General features: G+C 33.7%; 17 protein-coding genes and 20 tRNA genes. 35 read left to right on the top strand and 2 right to left on the bottom strand.

Annotated elements, in window-relative coordinates; translation table 11 throughout:
* Nucleotides 1–12 precede the first annotated feature (12 nt).
* From IAI10_RS01900 to gatB, 11 genes are all read left to right on the top strand, one after another.
* Nucleotides 13–750 carry a pseudouridine synthase gene (locus tag IAI10_RS01900; protein WP_315671597.1) on the top strand — a complete coding sequence of 246 codons (738 nt, stop codon included), beginning with the start codon at nucleotides 13–15 and terminating at the stop codon, nucleotides 748–750.
* Between the two features lie 282 nt (nucleotides 751–1,032).
* On the top strand, nucleotides 1,033–1,335 hold the full coding sequence (locus tag IAI10_RS01895) for a YerC/YecD family TrpR-related protein (protein ID WP_315671596.1): 303 nt from the start codon (nucleotides 1,033–1,035) through the stop codon (nucleotides 1,333–1,335).
* A 282-nt stretch (nucleotides 1,336–1,617) separates the two neighbouring features.
* Nucleotides 1,618–2,199 (top strand): DUF1836 domain-containing protein, encoded by a 582-nt coding sequence (locus IAI10_RS01890; RefSeq protein ID WP_315671595.1) that lies wholly within the window; start codon nucleotides 1,618–1,620, stop codon nucleotides 2,197–2,199.
* Nucleotides 2,200–2,221: 22 nt separating this feature from the next.
* A complete protein-coding gene (locus tag IAI10_RS01885; RefSeq protein WP_315671594.1) occupies nucleotides 2,222–2,968 on the top strand; it encodes an SGNH/GDSL hydrolase family protein in 747 nt (248 codons plus the stop codon).
* A 109-nt stretch (nucleotides 2,969–3,077) separates the two neighbouring features.
* Nucleotides 3,078–3,902, top strand: coding sequence for a methyl-accepting chemotaxis protein (locus tag IAI10_RS01880; protein WP_315671593.1), 825 nt, complete (start codon nucleotides 3,078–3,080; stop codon nucleotides 3,900–3,902).
* Between the two features lie 141 nt (nucleotides 3,903–4,043).
* A complete protein-coding gene (locus IAI10_RS01875; RefSeq protein ID WP_396334336.1) occupies nucleotides 4,044–6,482 on the top strand; it encodes an ATP-dependent helicase in 2,439 nt (812 codons plus the stop codon).
* A 17-nt stretch (nucleotides 6,483–6,499) separates the two neighbouring features.
* Nucleotides 6,500–8,497 (top strand): NAD-dependent DNA ligase LigA, encoded by a 1,998-nt coding sequence (gene ligA, locus IAI10_RS01870; RefSeq protein WP_315671591.1) that lies wholly within the window; start codon nucleotides 6,500–6,502, stop codon nucleotides 8,495–8,497.
* 36 nt (nucleotides 8,498–8,533) lie between these two features.
* A complete protein-coding gene (locus IAI10_RS01865) occupies nucleotides 8,534–8,842 on the top strand; it encodes a hypothetical protein (RefSeq protein ID WP_315671590.1) in 309 nt (102 codons plus the stop codon).
* 102 nt (nucleotides 8,843–8,944) lie between these two features.
* A complete protein-coding gene (gatC, locus tag IAI10_RS01860; RefSeq protein WP_315671589.1) occupies nucleotides 8,945–9,232 on the top strand; it encodes an Asp-tRNA(Asn)/Glu-tRNA(Gln) amidotransferase subunit GatC in 288 nt (95 codons plus the stop codon).
* 32 nt (nucleotides 9,233–9,264) lie between these two features.
* Entirely contained in the window at nucleotides 9,265–10,722 is a 1,458-nt protein-coding gene (gene gatA / locus IAI10_RS01855; protein WP_315671588.1) for an Asp-tRNA(Asn)/Glu-tRNA(Gln) amidotransferase subunit GatA, read from the top strand.
* 18 nt (nucleotides 10,723–10,740) lie between these two features.
* Entirely contained in the window at nucleotides 10,741–12,171 is a 1,431-nt protein-coding gene (gatB, locus tag IAI10_RS01850; protein WP_315671587.1) for an Asp-tRNA(Asn)/Glu-tRNA(Gln) amidotransferase subunit GatB, read from the top strand.
* 23 nt (nucleotides 12,172–12,194) lie between these two features.
* Here the strand turns inward: gatB and IAI10_RS01845 are convergent, their stop codons facing one another.
* On the bottom strand, nucleotides 12,195–12,461 hold the full coding sequence (locus tag IAI10_RS01845) for a hypothetical protein (RefSeq protein WP_315671586.1): 267 nt from the start codon (nucleotides 12,459–12,461) through the stop codon (nucleotides 12,195–12,197).
* A gap of 176 nt (nucleotides 12,462–12,637) precedes the next feature.
* Here IAI10_RS01845 and IAI10_RS01840 point away from each other — a divergent pair, with 176 nt between their 5' ends.
* Nucleotides 12,638–13,099, top strand: a complete 462-nt coding sequence (locus tag IAI10_RS01840) for a hypothetical protein (RefSeq protein WP_315671585.1) — start codon at nucleotides 12,638–12,640, stop codon at nucleotides 13,097–13,099.
* Between the two features lie 62 nt (nucleotides 13,100–13,161).
* On the top strand, nucleotides 13,162–14,670 hold the full coding sequence (locus IAI10_RS01835) for a peptide ABC transporter substrate-binding protein (protein ID WP_315671584.1): 1,509 nt from the start codon (nucleotides 13,162–13,164) through the stop codon (nucleotides 14,668–14,670).
* 228 nt (nucleotides 14,671–14,898) lie between these two features.
* Here the strand turns inward: IAI10_RS01835 and IAI10_RS01830 are convergent, their stop codons facing one another.
* Complete coding sequence (locus tag IAI10_RS01830; RefSeq protein WP_315671583.1) at nucleotides 14,899–16,275, bottom strand: hypothetical protein; 1,377 nt, start codon at nucleotides 16,273–16,275, stop codon at nucleotides 14,899–14,901.
* 205 nt (nucleotides 16,276–16,480) lie between these two features.
* On the opposite strand from IAI10_RS01830, the gene rdgB reads away from it, so the two are divergent.
* From rdgB to IAI10_RS01720, 22 genes are all read left to right on the top strand, one after another.
* The gene (rdgB, locus tag IAI10_RS01825) at nucleotides 16,481–17,101 is read left to right on the top strand and encodes an RdgB/HAM1 family non-canonical purine NTP pyrophosphatase (RefSeq protein WP_315671582.1); all 621 of its coding nucleotides are present in this window, start codon (nucleotides 16,481–16,483) and stop codon (nucleotides 17,099–17,101) included.
* A 91-nt stretch (nucleotides 17,102–17,192) separates the two neighbouring features.
* Nucleotides 17,193–17,663 (top strand): metallophosphoesterase, encoded by a 471-nt coding sequence (locus IAI10_RS01820; protein ID WP_315671581.1) that lies wholly within the window; start codon nucleotides 17,193–17,195, stop codon nucleotides 17,661–17,663.
* 147 nt (nucleotides 17,664–17,810) lie between these two features.
* A tRNA-Pro gene (locus IAI10_RS01815) sits at nucleotides 17,811–17,886 on the top strand.
* A gap of 5 nt (nucleotides 17,887–17,891) precedes the next feature.
* Nucleotides 17,892–17,965: transfer RNA gene (locus tag IAI10_RS01810), tRNA-Gly, on the top strand.
* A 6-nt stretch (nucleotides 17,966–17,971) separates the two neighbouring features.
* Nucleotides 17,972–18,045, top strand: a tRNA-Arg gene (locus IAI10_RS01805).
* 9 nt (nucleotides 18,046–18,054) lie between these two features.
* Nucleotides 18,055–18,127, top strand: a tRNA-Lys gene (locus IAI10_RS01800).
* Between the two features lie 9 nt (nucleotides 18,128–18,136).
* Nucleotides 18,137–18,212, top strand: a tRNA-His gene (locus IAI10_RS01795).
* A 3-nt stretch (nucleotides 18,213–18,215) separates the two neighbouring features.
* Nucleotides 18,216–18,290: transfer RNA gene (locus IAI10_RS01790), tRNA-Gln, on the top strand.
* A 3-nt stretch (nucleotides 18,291–18,293) separates the two neighbouring features.
* A tRNA-Lys gene (locus IAI10_RS01785) sits at nucleotides 18,294–18,369 on the top strand.
* A gap of 27 nt (nucleotides 18,370–18,396) precedes the next feature.
* Nucleotides 18,397–18,480: transfer RNA gene (locus IAI10_RS01780), tRNA-Leu, on the top strand.
* A gap of 6 nt (nucleotides 18,481–18,486) precedes the next feature.
* Nucleotides 18,487–18,561: transfer RNA gene (locus IAI10_RS01775), tRNA-Gly, on the top strand.
* A 3-nt stretch (nucleotides 18,562–18,564) separates the two neighbouring features.
* Nucleotides 18,565–18,638, top strand: a tRNA-Gly gene (locus IAI10_RS01770).
* 5 nt (nucleotides 18,639–18,643) lie between these two features.
* Nucleotides 18,644–18,717, top strand: a tRNA-Arg gene (locus IAI10_RS01765).
* 9 nt (nucleotides 18,718–18,726) lie between these two features.
* Nucleotides 18,727–18,799: transfer RNA gene (locus IAI10_RS01760), tRNA-Lys, on the top strand.
* 42 nt (nucleotides 18,800–18,841) lie between these two features.
* A tRNA-Pro gene (locus IAI10_RS01755) sits at nucleotides 18,842–18,917 on the top strand.
* Between the two features lie 5 nt (nucleotides 18,918–18,922).
* Nucleotides 18,923–18,996 (top strand) — tRNA-Gly (locus tag IAI10_RS01750).
* A 6-nt stretch (nucleotides 18,997–19,002) separates the two neighbouring features.
* Nucleotides 19,003–19,076 (top strand) — tRNA-Arg (locus tag IAI10_RS01745).
* Between the two features lie 9 nt (nucleotides 19,077–19,085).
* Nucleotides 19,086–19,158: transfer RNA gene (locus IAI10_RS01740), tRNA-Lys, on the top strand.
* Between the two features lie 31 nt (nucleotides 19,159–19,189).
* A tRNA-Lys gene (locus IAI10_RS01735) sits at nucleotides 19,190–19,265 on the top strand.
* A 4-nt stretch (nucleotides 19,266–19,269) separates the two neighbouring features.
* Nucleotides 19,270–19,353, top strand: a tRNA-Leu gene (locus IAI10_RS01730).
* A gap of 8 nt (nucleotides 19,354–19,361) precedes the next feature.
* Nucleotides 19,362–19,436, top strand: a tRNA-Gly gene (locus tag IAI10_RS01725).
* Nucleotides 19,437–19,480: 44 nt separating this feature from the next.
* Nucleotides 19,481–19,556, top strand: a tRNA-Lys gene (locus IAI10_RS01720).
* The last annotated feature ends 161 nt before the right edge of the window (nucleotides 19,557–19,717 follow it).

Below are 19,717 nucleotides of genomic sequence, written 5' to 3'. Positions count from 1 at the left end.
AGGGGAGTGTAAATGGAAAGATTAGATAAAGTACTTTCAAATTTGGGTTATGGCAGCAGGAAAGAAATAAAGGCCATGGTAAAAAATAAAATGATTAAGGTTGACGGAGAAATAGCTAGAGACAGCGGCATGTCTATTGATCCTGAGAAATGTATTTTGTATGTAGGAGAAGAAGAGGTCAAATATAAGAGATATATTTACCTTATGATGAATAAGCCAAGCGGAGTTATTTCTGCAACCTATGATCCGAGAGATAAGACAGTAATAGATTTATTAAAAATTGAGCATGCTGTTTTCAATCCTTTTCCTGTGGGGAGACTGGATAAGGATACAGTAGGTCTTTTATTGCTTACTAATGATGGAGAGCTAAATCATAAGCTGATTTCACCTAAATGGCATGTTGATAAAGTATACTACGCTGAAATAGATGGAGTAGTTACTGAAGAGGATATTAAATATTTCTATAAAGGTGTAACCTTGGATGATGGATACAAGTGCCTTCCTGGAAAGCTTAAAATATTAAAAACTTACGAGCAAACTTCAAAGGTTTTAGTTACCATCCAAGAAGGAAAATTTCATCAGGTAAAGAGAATGTTTCAGAGCGTAAATAAGACTGTAACTTTCCTTAGAAGAATATCCTTTGGACCTCTTAATTTAGATGAAAGCCTTAAAGAAGGTGAATATAGAGAACTTACAGACAGAGAAGTAGATATGCTAAAGAGCGGCAAAAATGAAATTAATATAATGTAATCGTTGCAATATGAAATATTTATATCATTATATATTAAAAAATACAATATTTTCTGCAAAAAAATATTGAGTTTTTTGTTTTATTTGTATATAATTAATTTTGCAAGGATAAATAAGAGGAAATAGCCCCCTTTTTATTTATAATGCTAACACAACCTAGCCCCAAGGGTTGTGTTTTTTGTTACCCTAAAATTAAATATATATTGAGAACAAATTTAATATGTTATATAATACTTTAAAGAGCTAAAGTACAAAAGGGATAATATTTGATGGAGGAGTATAATGGAAGAGTATATTTCCAAACTTAAAAGTGAAGATATGGATTTTCTTTTTGAAGCTATATTAGAATTAAAAACAAAAGAGGAATGTTATAAGTTTTTTGAAGATATATGCACCGTGAACGAAATTAAAGCTTTAGAACAAAGACTGCAAGTTGCAAAAATGTTGAAGCAGCACAAAACCTATAATGAAATAGCCGCTATAACTGGTGCAAGTACAGCTACCATAAGCAGAGTAAATAGAAGCTTGAATTATGGCAGTGATGGATATAATCTTATATTTGATAGAATTAATTGGAAAGAATAGATATAAAATTTTTATATTAAACCTGTCTAATAAAGCAGAGCGATATGTTTTATTAGGCAGGTTTTATTTTTTGCTATATTTTATTATATGAAAACTACTTAACAAAATATTAACAATAAAACATGTAGTTTTAAAAACTATGTGTTGATATTATGATGATTACGTAGTAATATATATATATGATGATAACTGTTATACATATTCGTATAAATATGATAGAATTATTTTATAAGTATTTTTACAGTATATATAAAATAATTAAAAGTTGGTGATAATATGGATATGAATAAATTAGAAGATATGCTTAAAGGACTCAACATAGGTGAAAACATAACTTTGGAAGAGCTTCCTAAAATAGATTTATACATGGATCAGGTAATACAGATTTTTGAAGGAAAATTCAGTGACTCCATAAGGAATGAAGAAGAGAAAATACTTACTAAAACTATGATAAATAATTATGCTAAAAACAATCTCATGATACCTATAAAGAATAAAAAATATTCTCTGGAGCATTTAATACTTATAAGCATTATTTATCAATTAAAAGGAGCACTTTCAATAAATGATATAAAAAATTTACTTACTCCAATAAACGATATGCTTGAAAAGGATAAATCATTTTCAATAAAAGAGCTGTATTCTTCCTATTTAAACTTATTTAATCAGCAGGTTAAGGAATTTAGCGAAGATATTATGAGCAAGGCTAAGGATGTAGAAGAAGAATTAAAGGACAAGGATTCTTTAAAAAGTGATTTTACGGAAAAGTTTTTGCTTATAACCTCCTTTATCACTATGAGCAATTTTTATAGAAGAATCGCAGAAAAAATAATTGATGATGTTACTTCATCAGGTGATAAATAAAATATTATAGAGGGTGATGTATATGAGTGAAAAAAATTACAATTTTATGGTTTATGGTGATTCAATAACTAAAGGAATAGTGTATGACCCTGAAAAGAGCAGATATGTTACTCTAAAGGATAATTTCACAAGTTTAGTGGAACAGCATGTAAAGGCTAATATACAGAACGCTGGTAAGTTTGGAAATACTATTTTGAGAGCCTTCAATAGAATGAATAACGAAATAATAAGAAAAAATCCTGATTTGGTGCTTTTGGAATTTGGAGGTAATGACTGTGATTTTGATTGGACTGAAATAGCACTTAATCCAGAAGCTGAACATAAACCTAAGACCGATATAAATTTATTTTCTAAGACACTTACTGAGATGATAGCAACTTTAAAAGATAATAAAATATTACCCATGCTTATGACACTGCCTCCTTTGGATTCGGAAAAATATTTTAAGTGGGTTACTAAGGGTAATGAGGCTGCAGAGAAAAATGTGCTAAAATGGATGGGAAATAATATAGATACAATATATTATTGGCATCAAAAATATAGCGAGGCAATAACTAATGTGGCTAAAGATACTAAAACCTTACTTATTGATGTGAGAAATAGTTTTGTAAATAACGATGACTATAAAAAATATATATGTGTAGATGGCATACATCCTAATGTGAATGGACACAAATTTATGGCTAATGTTATATTAAATTATATAAAAAATAATTATAAATTCTTAATAGACGGCACCAGCAATGTAACTGCTTTAAGTAAAATTTAAAAATATTTTGTTTGCTGCTATAAAATAGCTGTAGTTTCTCTATATATTTACGATAAATTTAATAATATATTAGGATAAATTTATTGTAATATGTCGGGGGGACGATACTATGGCAGTGGAAAATGAAATAATAGAATCTATGGCAAAATTGCTTACCTATTTACCGAAGTTATTTGAAGATGAGATTTCTTTAGCTGTAACAGATAAGCATAAGTATGTAAAAATAGCATTATGTGACGCTTTACCTTTAAATATACAGGAAGGTGAAGAAATTCCTGAAGGAGGGGCGGCCTTTAAAGCTCTTAAATCAGGAGAAAATACAATTACAAATGTGGATGCGTCAGTGTATGGAGTTGAATTTAAATCCTATGCAGTTCCATTGAAGCACAATGGAGAAGTAGTAGGACTTTTGCTTGCAGCAAAAAGCTTAGGAAGTAGAAAAAGGGTAACTGAATTATCAGATAAAATAGCAACAGCTTTGCAGCAAATATCTGATACAGTACAAAGTCTGACTCAGGGAATTAATTCAGCAGTAAGTGCCAATGAAAACATATTATACGAAGTAGAGCAAGCAAATGAAAATGCAAAGGGCACAGATTCCGTATTGAAGCTAGTACAAAATGTATCCAGTCAAACTAATTTGTTAGGACTGAATGCTGCGATTGAAGCCGCTAGAGCAGGAGAAATGGGGAAAGGCTTCAGTGTAGTTGCAGGTGAAATTAGAAAACTTGCAGGGACCAGCAGTGAATCAATTAAAAAAATTGATTCTGTATTGGAAAGCATTCAAGCATCTGTAGAAAAAATAGCAGAAAAAGTTAAAGAATCCAGCGAAGTTTTTGAAGAGCAAGCCGCTTCTTTTGAAGAGATAGTCACAGCAGTAAAGGACATAACTGATATGGCTAGGCAGCTTGATGAATTATCAAAACAGCTATAAAAGAATACGACACTCATATTATTCAATAGAAAATTATGATATAATAAAACAGAATAAAAATATAGTTAAAAGAGGAATGTTTATTCCTCTTTTAACGTTTGTACAAAATTATGATTGGGTGATGATATGATAACTGATGCCATGAAAAAAGAATTTTGCAGCTTGAGGGATTCAATAATAGAAAGGCAATATGCTCGTTTAAATAAAGAACAAAGGGAAGCTGTTTTAGCTGTTAGAGGGCCAGTATTAATTTTGGCTGGAGCAGGTTCTGGAAAAACTACTGTGCTTGTGAACAGAATTTCAAATATGCTAAACTTTGGAGATGCTTATAAAAGCAAATTTTTTCCAGAAGATTTTTCTGAAAGTGATATAGAAGCAATGAAAGCTTGGCTAACTTTATTTGATAAAAATAAAGAAGAAAAGCTTTCCGAAGAGGTTAGGGAGATTGTATCCACCAGAGGTATATATCCTTCACAGATACTTGCTATAACCTTCACCAATAAGGCCGCTCAAGAAATGAAGGAAAGGGTTAGAAGAATAGTTGGAGATGAGGCAAATAATATGTGGATATCAACTTTTCACTCTTCCTGCGTTAGAATCTTGAGACGAGAAATAGATAAGATTGGATATAAGAAAGATTTTACTATATATGATAGCTATGATCAGAAGACCTTAATCAGGCAGTGCATGAAGGAATTGCAGATAAATGATAAGGATATAGCAGAAGCAGAAATTCTAGGAAAGATAGGTAAAGCCAAGGATAATCTTATCACTCCAGAGAAGTTTAAAGCTGAAAATCAATATAATTTTAGAGAGAACAAAATTGCTGAGCTTTATTTGCTTTATCAAAAAAGGCTTAGGAGCAATAATGCCTTGGATTTTGATGACATCATATTTAAAACAGTAGAGTTATTTAAAAATAATCCAGAAGTCCTTGAATTCTATCAAAGAAAATTTAAATACGTGATGATTGATGAGTATCAGGATACTAATAAATGCCAATATGAATTCGCTCATTTACTTTCACAAAATCATAATAATATATGCGTTGTTGGAGACGATGACCAGTGTATATACGAATTTAGAGGCGCTGATATAAGAAATATATTAGATTTTGAGAAGGACTATCCTAATGCTAAGGTAGTTAAGCTGGAGCAAAATTACAGATCTAAATCCAACATATTAAATGCTGCAAATAGCGTGATAAGATACAATACTGAACGTAAGGATAAAGTTCTTAGAAGTGAAAGCGAAGCTGGAGAAAAAATTAAGGTATATAGAGCTTCCTCGGACATAGAAGAAGGAGAATTCGTTTCCTCTGAAATAAAGAGACTTATGGATGAAGATGGCAGAAGCTTTAACGATTTTGCTATATTATATAGGACTAATGCCCAGTCTAGAATATTTGAAGAAATATTTGTAAGAAAGGGCATTCCATACAGACTTATAGGCGGATTAAAATTCTATGATAGAAAAGAAATAAAAGATATAATGGCATATCTTAAGGTTCTTAATAATCCTGATGATAATGTAAGTCTGCAGAGAATAGTAAATGTTCCAAAGAGGAGCATAGGAGATACCACAGTAGAAAAGCTCTTAGGCCAAGCGAATGATATGGAAGAGAGCCTCTACAATGTAATGTTGGATTCCGAGGTAATGACCAATATTGCTGCTAGGACTATTAACTCAATAAATAAATTTACTGAAATCATGGAAAATCTTATGAATATGAAATATCAAGTATCTGTTTCCCAGCTTATAGAGACGCTGTTAGAGGATACTGGATATATGGAGCAGCTTAAAAAATCTACGGATATTGAGGAAAAATCAAGAATTGAAAATATAGAGCAGTTAGTTTCGGAAGCAGCAGAATTTGAAAATAGCAGTGAAGACAAATCCCTTTCTGCATTCTTGGAGAAGGTTTCTCTAGTGGCAGATGTGGATAATTACGATGAAAATGCGGAAACAGTGGTATTGATGACTGTTCATAGTGCTAAGGGCTTAGAGTTTCCAGTGGTATTTATGGTAGGTATGGAAAATGGTATTTTTCCAGGTATGGCTTCCTTTAACAGCAATCATGAAATGGAAGAATCCAGAAGGCTTTGCTATGTTGGTATAACGAGAGCTAAAGAAAAGCTTTATATGACCTCTGCCGGCATAAGAAGAGTATTTGGAAGAACCACAGCCTATGAGCCTTCCGATTTTCTTTCTGAAATATCCGCTGATTTACTGGAAAACTTGAATAGAAGGCAGCCTTCAAGAAATATTAACTTTAGAGGAAATAATTATGCTAATGATAATCCTCATTCTCTTAGAAATAGTTATTCTGAGAAGGAAAGTGTAGATTCCATAACAAATAAGCTTGAATATATGATGAAGCAAAGCAGCAGTCAGAGCAGTCCCCAAGCCCTTACTGAGCAGGATGCTACTTTAGGAAAAAAGGTTAAGCATGCTAAATTTGGCGTGGGAACAATAATAAGCGCCAAGAAAGAAAATGGAGATGTAAAACTTACCATAGCTTTTGACAGCATGGGAATAAAAAATTTTATTTTAAGCATGACTCCGCTTGAATTAATATAGTCGAGGTGATATTTAAAATGGAAGAAAAAATAGCTAGGATGGAAAAGCTTGTTAAAGAGCTTAATGAATCTGCCTACAATTATTATGTATTAAGTAATCCTCAAGTTTCAGATAGTGAATATGATGAAAAGTATTATGAGCTGGTGGAATTAGAAAAAGAAACTGGTAAGGTTTTGCCTAACTCTCCTACCACAAGAGTAGGAGATGTAATCCTTCCAGAATTCCAAAAGCATACTCATAAAGGCAGGCTATTAAGCTTAGATAAAGCTCAGTCTGTGGAAGCCTTAAGAGAATGGCATGAGAAAAATGTGAAATTTATTAAGGATTATAACGAAGATCATCAGGATAAACTGCCTGATATAAGATATGTGATAACTAAGAAGTTTGATGGACTTACAATCAATTGTACTTATGATGAAAGAGGGCTATTGATAACTGGTGCTACCAGAGGTACTGGCGAGATAGGTGAGGATGTGACAGCTCAGGCTAAAACAATAAAATCCATACCTCTTCAAATCAATTATGATAGAGTTATGGAGGTGCACGGTGAAGTTATAATGACAAAGGAAGCCTTTGAAAATTATAATAAGACAGCTCAGGTACCTTTAAAAAACTTAAGAAACGGAGCAGCAGGTGCCCTAAGAAATTTGAATGTTAAAGAGACTGCCAGAAGAAATTTATCAGCATTTTTTTATGATGTAGGGTATAATGAGGGTAAGCCCTTTGAAAGCTATGTAGAAATGATGGAATTCATAAAGAATATGGGGCTTGCTGTAGATGAATATCTTAAGATCTGTTCTACTATAGAAGAAATAGAAAAAGAAATAGATTATATTGGAAGCATCAGGGCAGAGCTTAATTATGATATAGATGGTATAGTTATCGCTATAGATGATATTAGAACTAGAGAGCTTATGGGAAATACTATAAAATTCCCTAAATGGGCAATAGCTTACAAGTATGAAGCTTTAGAAGTAACTACCAAGCTTATTTCTGTAGAATGGAATGTGGGAAGAAGCGGAAGAGTATCTCCAACAGCAATATTGGAACCAGTGGAGCTTGGAGGAGTAACTGTAAAACGAGCTACCTTAAATAATATGGATGATATAAACAGAAAAAAGGTTAGAATAGGGGCTAGCGTATTCGTAAGGAGATCTAACGATGTTATTCCAGAAATAATGGGAGTGGTGGATACTACCTTGGAGGGAAGCCAAGAGATAAAACCGCCAGAAACTTGTCCGTATTGTGGAAGTAAGGTAATACAGGACGGAGTACACTATTTCTGCGAAAATACATTATCCTGCAGACCTCAGATGGTAAAAAGCATCGTGCATTTTGCAAGCCGAGAAGCTATGAATATAGAAGGCTTCAGCGAAAAAACTGCTGAGCAGCTTTTCGAAAAATTAGATATTAAATCCATATCTGACTTATATAGGATTAATAAAGAGCAGCTTCTTACCTTGGATAAATTTGCAGATAAAAAGGCACAGAATCTTATAGATTCTATTGAAAAAAGTAAAAGCTGCGATCTCGCATCCTTTATATATTCTCTCGGCATACCTAATGTTGGGAAGAAGACTTCTAGAGATTTAGTTATGAAATTTAAAAATTTAGATAGTATTCTTCATGCTGGCATTGAAGAATTGGTGTCTGTGTCAGATATAGGTGAAATCGTAGCTGGCAGTGTGATAAAATTCTTTTCACAAGAGAGCATATTGAAAAGCATAGAGGAACTTATTAGTTTAGGGGTAAAGCCTTACTATGAAGAGGAGGAAGTTTTTGAAAATATTTTTCAGGATAAAACTGTAGTAGTTACAGGAAGCCTTAATAATTACAGCAGAACAGAGATTAAAGAAAAACTGGAAGCTTTGGGAGCTAAGGTTTCTGGCAGTGTAAGCAAAAAAACAGATTATGTTATTGTAGGCGAAGATCCTGGCTCAAAGTACCAAAAAGCCTTAGATTTAGGAGTTAAAATATTAAGCGAAGAAGAATTTAAAGAAATGCTTGATGAATGAAATCTATGATTCATGTATAATCTTAGGAGGAGAAAAATGAAAAAAGTTATAAACTGCTTTTCCTGGGTGTTTGTGGGTGTGACTATAATAGTTTCTATTATAACTCAGGTTTTGGCCTATAATTTAAATGGAGTATTATATGCGGTGCCAGTATTTAAAATGTTTAATGATTCCAATGAAGTTGTCTATAAACCCATGCAGCTATGCATATTCATTACCATGACTTTATGGGGAATAAGGATGTTCATATCAGAAAAAGATAAAAGAAACCTAATTTATGGTATCATATGTATAGCTTTTGCAATTGGAGCACTTATATTTTACTCACAAAAAGATATATGGTAATGTATTGAAAGGTTATTTATAGACTGGTATTATTTCATTATAAGAATTTTTATTAGTCTATGAATGAAAACTTAAGGCTAAATTTTTGAAAGGTGTGATAAAATGTCCGTTTCTAAAAAGGATGTAGAATATGTGGCAGAGCTTGCTAGACTAAGTTTTTCTGAGGAGGAAAAAGAAGGATTAATTCATGATTTAAATAGCATACTTGGATATGTTGAAAAACTTAATGAGTTGGATACGGAGAACACTCCTATTATAGTAAATCCTTACTATGTAGAAAACAAATTCAGAGAAGATGAAGTTCTAGAATCTATGCCTCTTGAAGACGTGCTTGTAAATTCTCCTAAGAACTTAGAAGAATATGTATTGGTACCTAAGGTAATAGAATAATACTCTGATAGGAAGGTTATGGAGGTAAGAATATGGAACTAAATAAGCTTAAAGCTCATGAACTTAAGGAGTTAATTGCAAAAAAAGAAGTAAAGGTTGAAGAAGTTACAAAAAGCTTTTTAGGAAGAATAGATGGCGTAGATGAAAAAATAGGAGCATTTTTGTATACTGCAAAGGATGAGGCTTTAGATGAAGCTAGAAAATTGGATGCAAAGCTTGCTTCAGGAGAAAATTTAGGAATATTAGGGGGAGTACCCGTAGCTGTTAAGGATAATATAAATGTAAAAGGAATGCAATGCACCTGTGCTTCAAATATATTAAAAGGCTATACCGCTCCTTATGATGCTACAGTAACTGAAAAGTTAAAGCAGGAAAACGGAGTAATCCTAGGTAAAGTAAACATGGATGAATTTGCTATGGGATCTTCTAACGAAAATAGCGGGGTTAAGCCTGCTAAAAATCCTTGGGATTTAGAGAGGGTTCCTGGAGGTTCTTCTGGTGGTTCAGCAGCAGCAGTAGCAGCTTTTGAAACACCTCTTGCCCTTGGGACTGAGACTGGTGGTTCAGTAAGACAACCGGCATCCCTATGTGGAATAGTAGGACTTAAGCCTACCTATGGAAGAGTTTCAAGATCAGGAGTAGTAGCTTTTGGATCTACCTTGGATCAGGTTGGAACCATGGGAAGAGATGTAGAGGACTGTGCACTAATAACTCAAGCTATAGCAGGCCTTGACAGTAAGGATTTTACTACAGTAGACACTCCAGTACAGGATTATACTAAGAGTCTTACTAAGGATTTGAGAGGAAAGAGAATTGGAATACCAAAGGAATTTTTCTCTGAAGGCTTGGAGGCTAATATTAGAAAATGTGTTGAAGATGCGGTTAAAGTGCTTAAAGATAATGGTGCTGAGGTAAAGGAATGTTCACTTCCTCTTGCGGATTATTCATTAGCAGCCTATTACATAATATCCAGCGCTGAAGCATCATCAAATTTAGCTAGATTTGATGGTATAAGATATGGATATAGATCTGAAAATTTTGAGGATTTGACAGATTTATATTTCAAATCCAGAAGTGAAGGTTTTGGCAAGGAAGTTAAAAGAAGAATAATGCTCGGTACATATGTGCTATCTGCAGGTTATTATGATGCTTATTACAAAAAAGCATTAAAGGTTAGAAAGCTTATTAAAGATGATTTCCAAAGAGTATTTAAGGAATTTGATGCAATAGTATCACCAACTTCTCCAAGTACTGCCTTTAAGCTGGGAGAGAAAGTATCAGATGTGCTTTCCATGTATTTATCCGATATATATACAGTACCTGTAAATATAGCAGGTATACCAGCTATATCAGTTCCTTGCGGTACGGCTAATGGTCTTCCTGTTGGACTTCAGATAATGGGAAATTACTTTAGAGAAGATGTTTTATTTAATATGGCCTACAGTTATGAGCAATCTACAGATTGGCATAAGATGAGCCCAGAAATTTAGTAGGGAAGGAAGATTACGATGGATTTTGAAACAGTCATAGGTCTAGAAGTACACGTGGAGCTTTCTACTAAGACCAAGATATATTGCGGATGTACCACAGAATTTGGAGGAAAGGCTAATACCCACGTATGCCCTATATGTATGGCACTTCCAGGTTCACTGCCACAGCTTAACAAAGCGGTAGTTGAATATGCTATGAGAGCAGGGTTAGCTTTAAATTGCGGAATAAATCAGGTTTGTAGAATGGACAGAAAAAATTATTTCTATCCAGATTCACCTAAAAATTATCAAATAACACAGGACGAAATTCCAATATGCAAAGATGGATACATAGATATAGAATTAGAGGATGAGTCAGCAAAGAGAATCAGAATACAGAGAATACATATGGAAGAGGATGCTGGAAAGCTTCTGCATACTGGCGCAGGAACTATGGTAGATTTTAATAGAGCTGGAGTGCCTCTTATAGAGATAGTTTCACATCCTGATATGAGAAGTCCACAGGAGGCTTCAGCTTATCTTACAAAGCTGAAAAGCATCTTGTCCTGCGTAGGAGTTTCTGACTGTAAGATGGAGGAAGGATCTCTAAGATGCGACGCTAACGTATCTGTTAGACCAAAGGGTAGCGATAAATTAGGAGCTAGAACAGAGATAAAGAACATGAACTCCTTTAAGGCTTTAGAAAAAGCTATAGCTTATGAATTCAATAGACAGGTAGAGGCTGTGACTAAAGGAGAAAAGCTTACTGTAGAGACTAGAAGATGGGATGAAGCTAAGGAAGAAACTATAGTTATGAGAAGCAAAGAAATGGCTAATGATTATAGATACTTCCCAGAAGGAGATTTAGTAACCATAAACATTCCAGATGAGTGGGTAGAAAATGTAAAAAATTCTATACCAGAACTTCCATATCAAATGGCAGAAAGATTTATTTCTGAGTACGGAATACCTAAATATGATGCTAAAGTGCTCACTTTATCAGTAGCTATGGCTCAGTATTTTGATGAAGCTGCTAAGCTTAGCGGTGATGCAAAGGCTGCTTCTAACTGGCTTATGGGTGATATATCCAGACTTTTAAATGAAAAAGTTATTGGAATAGAAGAAATAAAATTCACACCTGCTCAATTGTCAGAGCTTATAAAGCTTATAAGTTCAGGTAAGATATCAAACGCTATAGGTAAAAAAGTTATAGAAGATATGTTTGAGACAGGTAAGTCACCTGAAGCTATAGTTGAAGAAAAGGGATTAATTCAGAATAATGATGAAGGTGCAATACTTGAAGTGGTAAATAAGGTGATTGATGCAAACCCTGATTCTGTAGAAGCTTTCAAGAACGGAAAGACAAGAATTGCTGGATTCCTTGTAGGTCTTATAATGAAGGAGACAAAGGGTAAGGCAAATCCTCAGATAGTTAATAAACTAGTGTCAGAGGAACTTCAGAAAAGATAATATATTGATTAAAAATAAAAAAGTTATTCCATGTGAATAACTTTTTTATTTTGATTTTCATCTTCATCATCATTTTCGCAAATATTAACTTCATCAGTTTTTTCGTTTTTAGGTTTAATGTTGACATTTTCTTTGGAAAGCATATAAACGTTTTGAACTAACTTTTCAAGAAGATAATTCTTATATCTAAACTGACCAAAAATTTGATTTAGGATTACAAAGCTCCATATAGCTACAAACATAACTACCAGCATACAAAGAGCACCTAATATTTCAATAAATAAAAGCATTTTGAAAACCTCCATTTATTTATAGATAAACAATTATGCATAGTTCAATCTACAGGCATATTATAACATAATAATAAATTGTTTAACAACTTAAAAATAAAATAATTCTAATAGATATTAAGACTCATATAATAAAAATATACTAAGTTTATTAGCGATTAGTGGTGGGATGAGATTTGCTTATTTGTGATAATTTATTTATTAAAGTCAGAAAAAATGAAACATTTTATGCTAGATATTACCTAAATATACTGAAGGTTAACAGTTTTTATGAGGCTATAACAAAAAAGTGCTGGGAACTAGGAATACAATATGAAGTACTTATAAAAAATAAATACAATTTAGAAATCCTACTTATGGGCAATTCCAAGTCTATTTTGGTTAAATTTCATAAAGCTTTTACTGTAAATAGTATAGAATACCAAAAGTTTATTGAAACTGTGGAAAGTTATAAAATTTCTAAGGCCATATATATAACTACAGGTGATTTTGATGACACACTGCTATATGCATACCATAAAGGAGTATATTTAGAGGATGGTGTTAGATTTATCAAATACCAAATAGGGTGGTTTAAAAAAGCTAGTGAAGCTTTTAAGACTGATAACTTGAAGGTTTATAGATACATGCCTGTTTAAATATCACTTATTATGTTAATAATCTAGAATGGATATAGATTATTTAATAATGAGGGAAATACATGAAAAAAATATTAGCGATAAGTATTTGTATATTGATGGTTTTTTCTACAGGGTGCATACAGGACAAGAAAGTGAATCAAGGAAATTCAAGCATTAATTGCTATTTTGGAAAATTGCCATCCTCTTTGGATATACTTCAACTGAATGACAACAGCTATAAAGGAATTTTTTCATATCTTTTTACAGGACTAGTTACTGTAGATAAAAGTGGAAAGATAGTACCGAGCATTGCTGAAGACTGGAATGTAAGCACTGATGGATTAAAATATACATTTAAACTTAAAAGTAATGCATATTGGAGCGACGGAGAAGAAATAACAGCTGAAAACTTTGTGGAATTATTTAAAATGCTTTTGGATAAGGATAGAAAAGATTCTTTAAAATATATGCTTTATCCAATAGTTAATGCTGAAAATTATGCTAAAGGAAGCTCTTCTTTTGACAAAGTTGGTGTGAAAGCCAATGATGAAAAAACGTTAGAGATTAATTTAAGCAAAGTATGTCCTGATTTTATAAAAATATTATCTCAACAAGATTTTTATTTGAGAAAAGATAAAGAAAATCTGGAAAATTGGCAGAAGGAATATAAGACTATGAAATTTAGCGGTCCATATTCCATCGTAAAAATAGATAATAATGAGCTGCAATTAGATAAAAATTCATATTATTGGGATAGTGACAGTATTAAATGTAAAAGATTTTTTATTATGAAAGATATGAGTCACGAAGAGGCTTTAGCCTATTTTGAAATGGGGGATATAGATGTTATGGTGAATCCTCCTATTAGTGAAGTAAACAGATTTATATCTAATAGCAACACCATAATTGTTAACAGCACAGATACTCTATATTTAACTTTTAATACTGCTGGCAGCAGCCAATGCAGCAATGTACTTTTACGAAAAAAGATAGCTAATGCTATAGACAGAAAGCAAATAAAAAACAATTCATTAAAAGATTTTCAAAGTGATACTTATGGTATATTTAAAGAAATGCAAGGCGCAGGTTATAATGATTTGGAAAATACAAACAATGACAAATCAATAAATTTGAAGCTTGTATGCAGTGATGATGATATAAGTAAAAAGATAAGTCAAGAAATAGGGACTGAATTAAAAAAGAGTCTCAAGATTAATTTGAGTGTCACGGCGTTAAGTAATGAAGAGCTTGAAAAGGAAAAGGATTTGAAGGATTTTGATATTGTGCTTGCAAGGAGCTTCAGCAGCTATAATAACCAATTTGATATATGTAGGAATTTCGTAACAGGTAATTTAGAAAATGTGATGGGATATAGCAATAAGGATATGGATTCATTGGTTATAAACAGCATATACGGAGACGATAATAGCAGTAAAAAGGCACAGCAGCAATGCTATGATATATTATATAAGGATGCTATGTATGTGCCGCTTTTCAAGGATGTGGAGCTAATACTAAAAAGCTCAGAATTGTCAGATATAAGCGTTGGATACTTTGGAGAAATTCAGGTCGATAATTTAAGCAAATAAGGAAATTGTTCGTATTGAGCAATTTCCTTATTTATTAATAGGTTTCGTTTTAAATCAGTGTTGATTTTTACACTGATTTAAAACTTCCTTCAGTTTGGGAGGCTATGTTTTAAAATGTTGATATTATCGTTTGAGTTCCTCCCATGGGTTCTGAAAGAAACCATGCCTTTACGAAAAACGCCTTTATCAACATCCTTTTAAAGCATAGCCTATTAATAAAATATATTTCTACATTAATGAATTTAAAATGTAATATAAAAGCTGCATATTCTTAGAGCTGTCAAAAGTATTTTTTCCTGGAGAAAAAGTTTCTTTTTTTACATTGTAACTTATACTTTTTGTGAATACTGGAGCTAATTCCGTACTTTCCGGAGTAGCTATTGATGGCAATCTAAAATATGCTTCCTCCAGTTCAGTTTCTTCAGCCATACCACTATTGCTATGTCTTTCCGCACTTTTTCGATCTGGTGCAGCAGGCCAACTGAGCACTAAGCCTGAATTTACTAATTGATTTTTATATATGTCTGCCAAAATTTTAGAAGAAGCATCAAATTCTAAATCGTGCTTTAAATAGCATAATACGTACATTACAACATCCTGACAAGAAAAATCAATATCTTTGTCTTTTTTATTCTCCTTACATCTTACGAAAACTCCATTTTCAACATCATATAATGAGCCTAGATAAGTATATATAGATTCTTTGCTGTCAAAGTATTTCTGTATTGAAAAATTATCATAGGCATAAGAAAAATTCAGATACATTAAACCTAGAGACTCAATTTTCTCTGAATCTATAGAATCTTCCTTATCTTTAAATTTATCTAGCAGCAAATCGGACATATCAAAAAGAATTTCTTTACAGGTTTCACTTTTGCTATCCATATAAAAAATATTTAAGGCGTAGCAAAGTCTGTTAATTTCCTCAAGAGATAGCTCATAGATTTCATCTTTATATTGCTTAATTACCTTTAAAATATCTATGGAGAAATCTTCGTAGGCAGAGCTATCCTCATTATTTTTAAGCTTTGAAGCATTGTAATAAGCACACATAAGAAGAGCTTGATCAGAAAATTTGAATTTTTTTGTTATTTCCTGAACTTTTATATTTGAGCTGCTTTCAGAGGTATCAGCTTTATCAACGAAGAGGCCATCTACGCTTCTAAGACTTGAAGAATAAAAGTCTAATTGCTTTATAGCCAGCTGAGAATATAATTCACCTAAAGCATATAAATTTGTGTCGGTATCCTTGAAAGATAAGTAGTAATTAGCAAGTTTAATTATTGATAATGTCATGTAAGCATTAGCTGTGATAGGGATTTCTCGCTTAAATGTGCTTTCATCCCAAGAGAAGCTATCCTTTTCTTTAATAAGTTTTGGATTAGCTTTCTTATAAACACATAAAAGTGGAGAATTTCTTTTAAATATGTTAATATCAAAATTAGGTATGTTTTTTAGCTTATAAGAATTTATTGGTGTAGTTATTCCGCATTTTGAATTTAAAATTATATGTTTCAAGGATTCTTTAGAAAAATGAATAAGTTGATTTTGTATGCTTTCTTTAGTTAATGTACTGATTTTTAAAAAGGGACCCATATATTTCAATTGTTTCACCACCATAAAATAATCCTTATATAAATAATATGTGGGTTTATCCAAAATAGTTCTAATTTTTCAAATTTAGATTTAATTCAATTATCTGAAATATATAAGTGGAGTAATTTTATAAGGCTAGGTTTTAAAAGAATGTTGATAAAGGCTTTGGTCGTCTAGGAAAGAAACCTTTTATAAAAAGGAGCGGATGAATAAAATGAAAAAATTATTAGTAGCAACAAATAATGAACATAAATTAATAGAAATTAAAGAAATATTAAAGGATATAGATATTGAAATAGTTGGTCTTAACGAGGCAGGAATAGATATAGAAATAGATGAGACAGGAACTACTTTTAGAGAAAATGCTTATTTAAAAGCTAAGGGAATATTTGATTTTCTTAAAGATAAAAAAAATCAATATATAGTAATGTCAGATGATTCAGGTATAGCCGTAGATGCTCTTAATGGAGCTCCAGGAGTTTTTTCAGCAAGGTTCGATGGAGAGCATGGTAATTCAAAAAAGAACAACGAAAAACTTCTTACACTAATGAAATCTGTGCCTTATGAAAAGCGTACAGCTAAATTTATATGTTCAATAGTATTAGTTGAAGATGAAGGAGATATTATTTACGTAGATGGAGAGGTAGAGGGAATAGTAACAGAAAAAGAATGTGGGATAGGTGGATTTGGATATGATCCAATATTTTTTGTGCCTCAGTTTAATAAAACTTTTGGTGAGCTTAATTCTGATGAAAAAAATTCTATCAGCCATAGAGGGAGAGCACTCGAAAAAGCTAGAGTAGAGCTTATAAAAATAGGATATGCAAAAAAGTAATATCAATAAAAGTTGCTTTAAATGTTTATTTTATATTTTGGTAGTTGAATGCCGTAATTTATAGTTTTTATATTGTTGAGGAGTGGAAAAATTGATTTTAGCTATAGTAAGTGATACGCATATGAATTTATATAATGTAAAAAAAGTATTGAAAGATATAGAAAAAGCAGATGTCTTAATTCATCTTGGAGATAATGTAGAAGACGCAGTATATATGTCGCAATATTTTAGAGGAAGAACGATATATGTTGCCGGAAACTGCGATTATGGAATAAAAGCCAAATCCGAAGTAATAGAAGAATTAGGAGGAATTAAGTTTCTTATTGCTCATGGACATAAATATGGAGTAAAAGGTGGATTAGAAAACTTAAAAAGTAAGGCTTTAAAAGAGGGAATTCAGGTAGTTTTATATGGCCATACACATATATCTAGCTTAAAATTTGATGACGGAATATGGTTTATTAACCCTGGAAGCTTGTCTTGCGGAAGGGACGGGGCAGAAAGCTATGTGCTGTTAAGCCTTGAAAATACTCGCATAACGCCAGAATTGATAATTGTATGAAAATAGAGAATTTTACTTCTTTATTTTTATCAAAAAAAAAATTAAAATTAAGTATTGACGAAGTTAATTATATCGTGTAGAATAATCTATGTCGTCAGGCGAGAGTGCAAAAACAAAACAAGCGCTGGTAACTTGAACAGTATATATCGGGGTGTAGCGCAGATGGGAGCGCGCGTGGTTTGGGACCATGAGGTCGCAGGTTCAATCCCTGTCACCCCGACCATATATGCGGGTGTAGCTCAATGGTAGAGCCCTAGCCTTCCAAGCTAGTTACGAGGGTTCGATTCCCTTCACCCGCTCCAATATATGCGTCTTTAGCTCAGATGGATAGAGCAACGGCCTTCTAAGCCGTGTGCCAGGGGTTCGACTCCCTTAAGACGCACTTGAGTATGCGTTATTAGCTCAGTTGGTAGAGCACCTGACTCTTAATCAGGGTGCCCAGGGTTCGAATCCCTGATGACGCATCAAACATGGTGGACGTAGTTCAGTTGGTAGAGCACCAGATTGTGGCTCTGGTTGTCGTGGGTTCGAGCCCCATCGTTCACCCCATATTGGGATGTCGCCAAGCGGTAAGGCACAGGACTTTGACTCCTGTATTCGTAGGTTCGAATCCTGCCATCCCAGCCAAAGGGTTCACTAGCTCAGTTGGTAGAGCACATGACTTTTAATCATGTTGTCCGGGGTTCGATTCCCCGGTGAGCCACCAAAATTTAATTAACATATTATTTATTATGCAGATGTGGCGGAATTGGCAGACGCACTAGACTTAGGATCTAGCGCCCTCGGCGTGCAGGTTCAACTCCTGTCATCTGCACCATAAATTGCGGGAGTGGCTCAGTGGTAGAGCGTCACCTTGCCAAGGTGAACGTCGCGAGTTCGAATCTCGTCTTCCGCTCCAAATGCGGGTGTAGCTCAATGGTAGAGCCCTAGCCTTCCAAGCTAGTTACGAGGGTTCGATTCCCTTCACCCGCTCCAATTATGCGTCTTTAGCTCAGATGGATAGAGCAACGGCCTTCTAAGCCGTGTGCCAGGGGTTCGACTCCCTTAAGACGCACTGAAATATGCGTTATTAGCTCAGTTGGTAGAGCACCTGACTCTTAATCAGGGTGCCCAGGGTTCGAATCCCTGATGACGCATCATTTTAAAAAATTACATATTGAAAAGTAAGCATATGATATCGGGGTGTAGCGCAGATGGGAGCGCGCGTGGTTTGGGACCATGAGGTCGCAGGTTCAATCCCTGTCACCCCGACCATATATGCGGGTGTAGCTCAATGGTAGAGCCCTAGCCTTCCAAGCTAGTTACGAGGGTTCGATTCCCTTCACCCGCTCCAATATATGCGTCTTTAGCTCAGATGGATAGAGCAACGGCCTTCTAAGCCGTGTGCCAGGGGTTCGACTCCCTTAAGACGCACTTGAGTATGCGTCATTAGCTCAGTTGGTAGAGCACCTGACTCTTAATCAGGGTGTCCTGGGTTCGATCCCCTGATGACGCATCAATTAAATATTTTTAATGGTACAACATATGGTTCACTAGCTCAGTTGGTAGAGCACATGACTTTTAATCATGTTGTCCGGGGTTCGATTCCCCGGTGAGCCACCAAGATGCAGATGTGGCGGAATTGGCAGACGCACTAGACTTAGGATCTAGCGCCTTCGGCGTGCAGGTTCAACTCCTGTCATCTGCACCATTAAAAATGCGGGAGTGGCTCAGTGGTAGAGCGTCACCTTGCCAAGGTGAACGTCGCGAGTTCGAATCTCGTCTTCCGCTCCAAAAAAGAACGGTTATTCCGTTTTTTTTATTCCTAAAATATATAAGGTTCACTAGCTCAGTTGGTAGAGCACATGACTTTTAATCATGTTGTCCGGGGTTCGATTCCCCGGTGAGCCACCAAAACTCTTGAAAAAATTTTCAAGAGTTTTTTTATGTCATATTTTAATAAAAGGCTATTCTGAAAACCAATTTTTAGGGTCAATTGACCCTAAAAAAAGAAAAAAAGAATAACCACTAAATTATCCATGAATAATTTTTAAAAAATGGATAATAATTAAAAT

Source organism: Clostridium sp. 19966 (assembly GCF_032335695.1).
Taxonomy (GTDB): domain Bacteria; phylum Bacillota; class Clostridia; order Clostridiales; family Clostridiaceae; genus JACTOJ01.
Note: the sequence above shows the minus strand (reverse complement) of the source record. Positions and strands in the feature narration are given on the sequence as shown.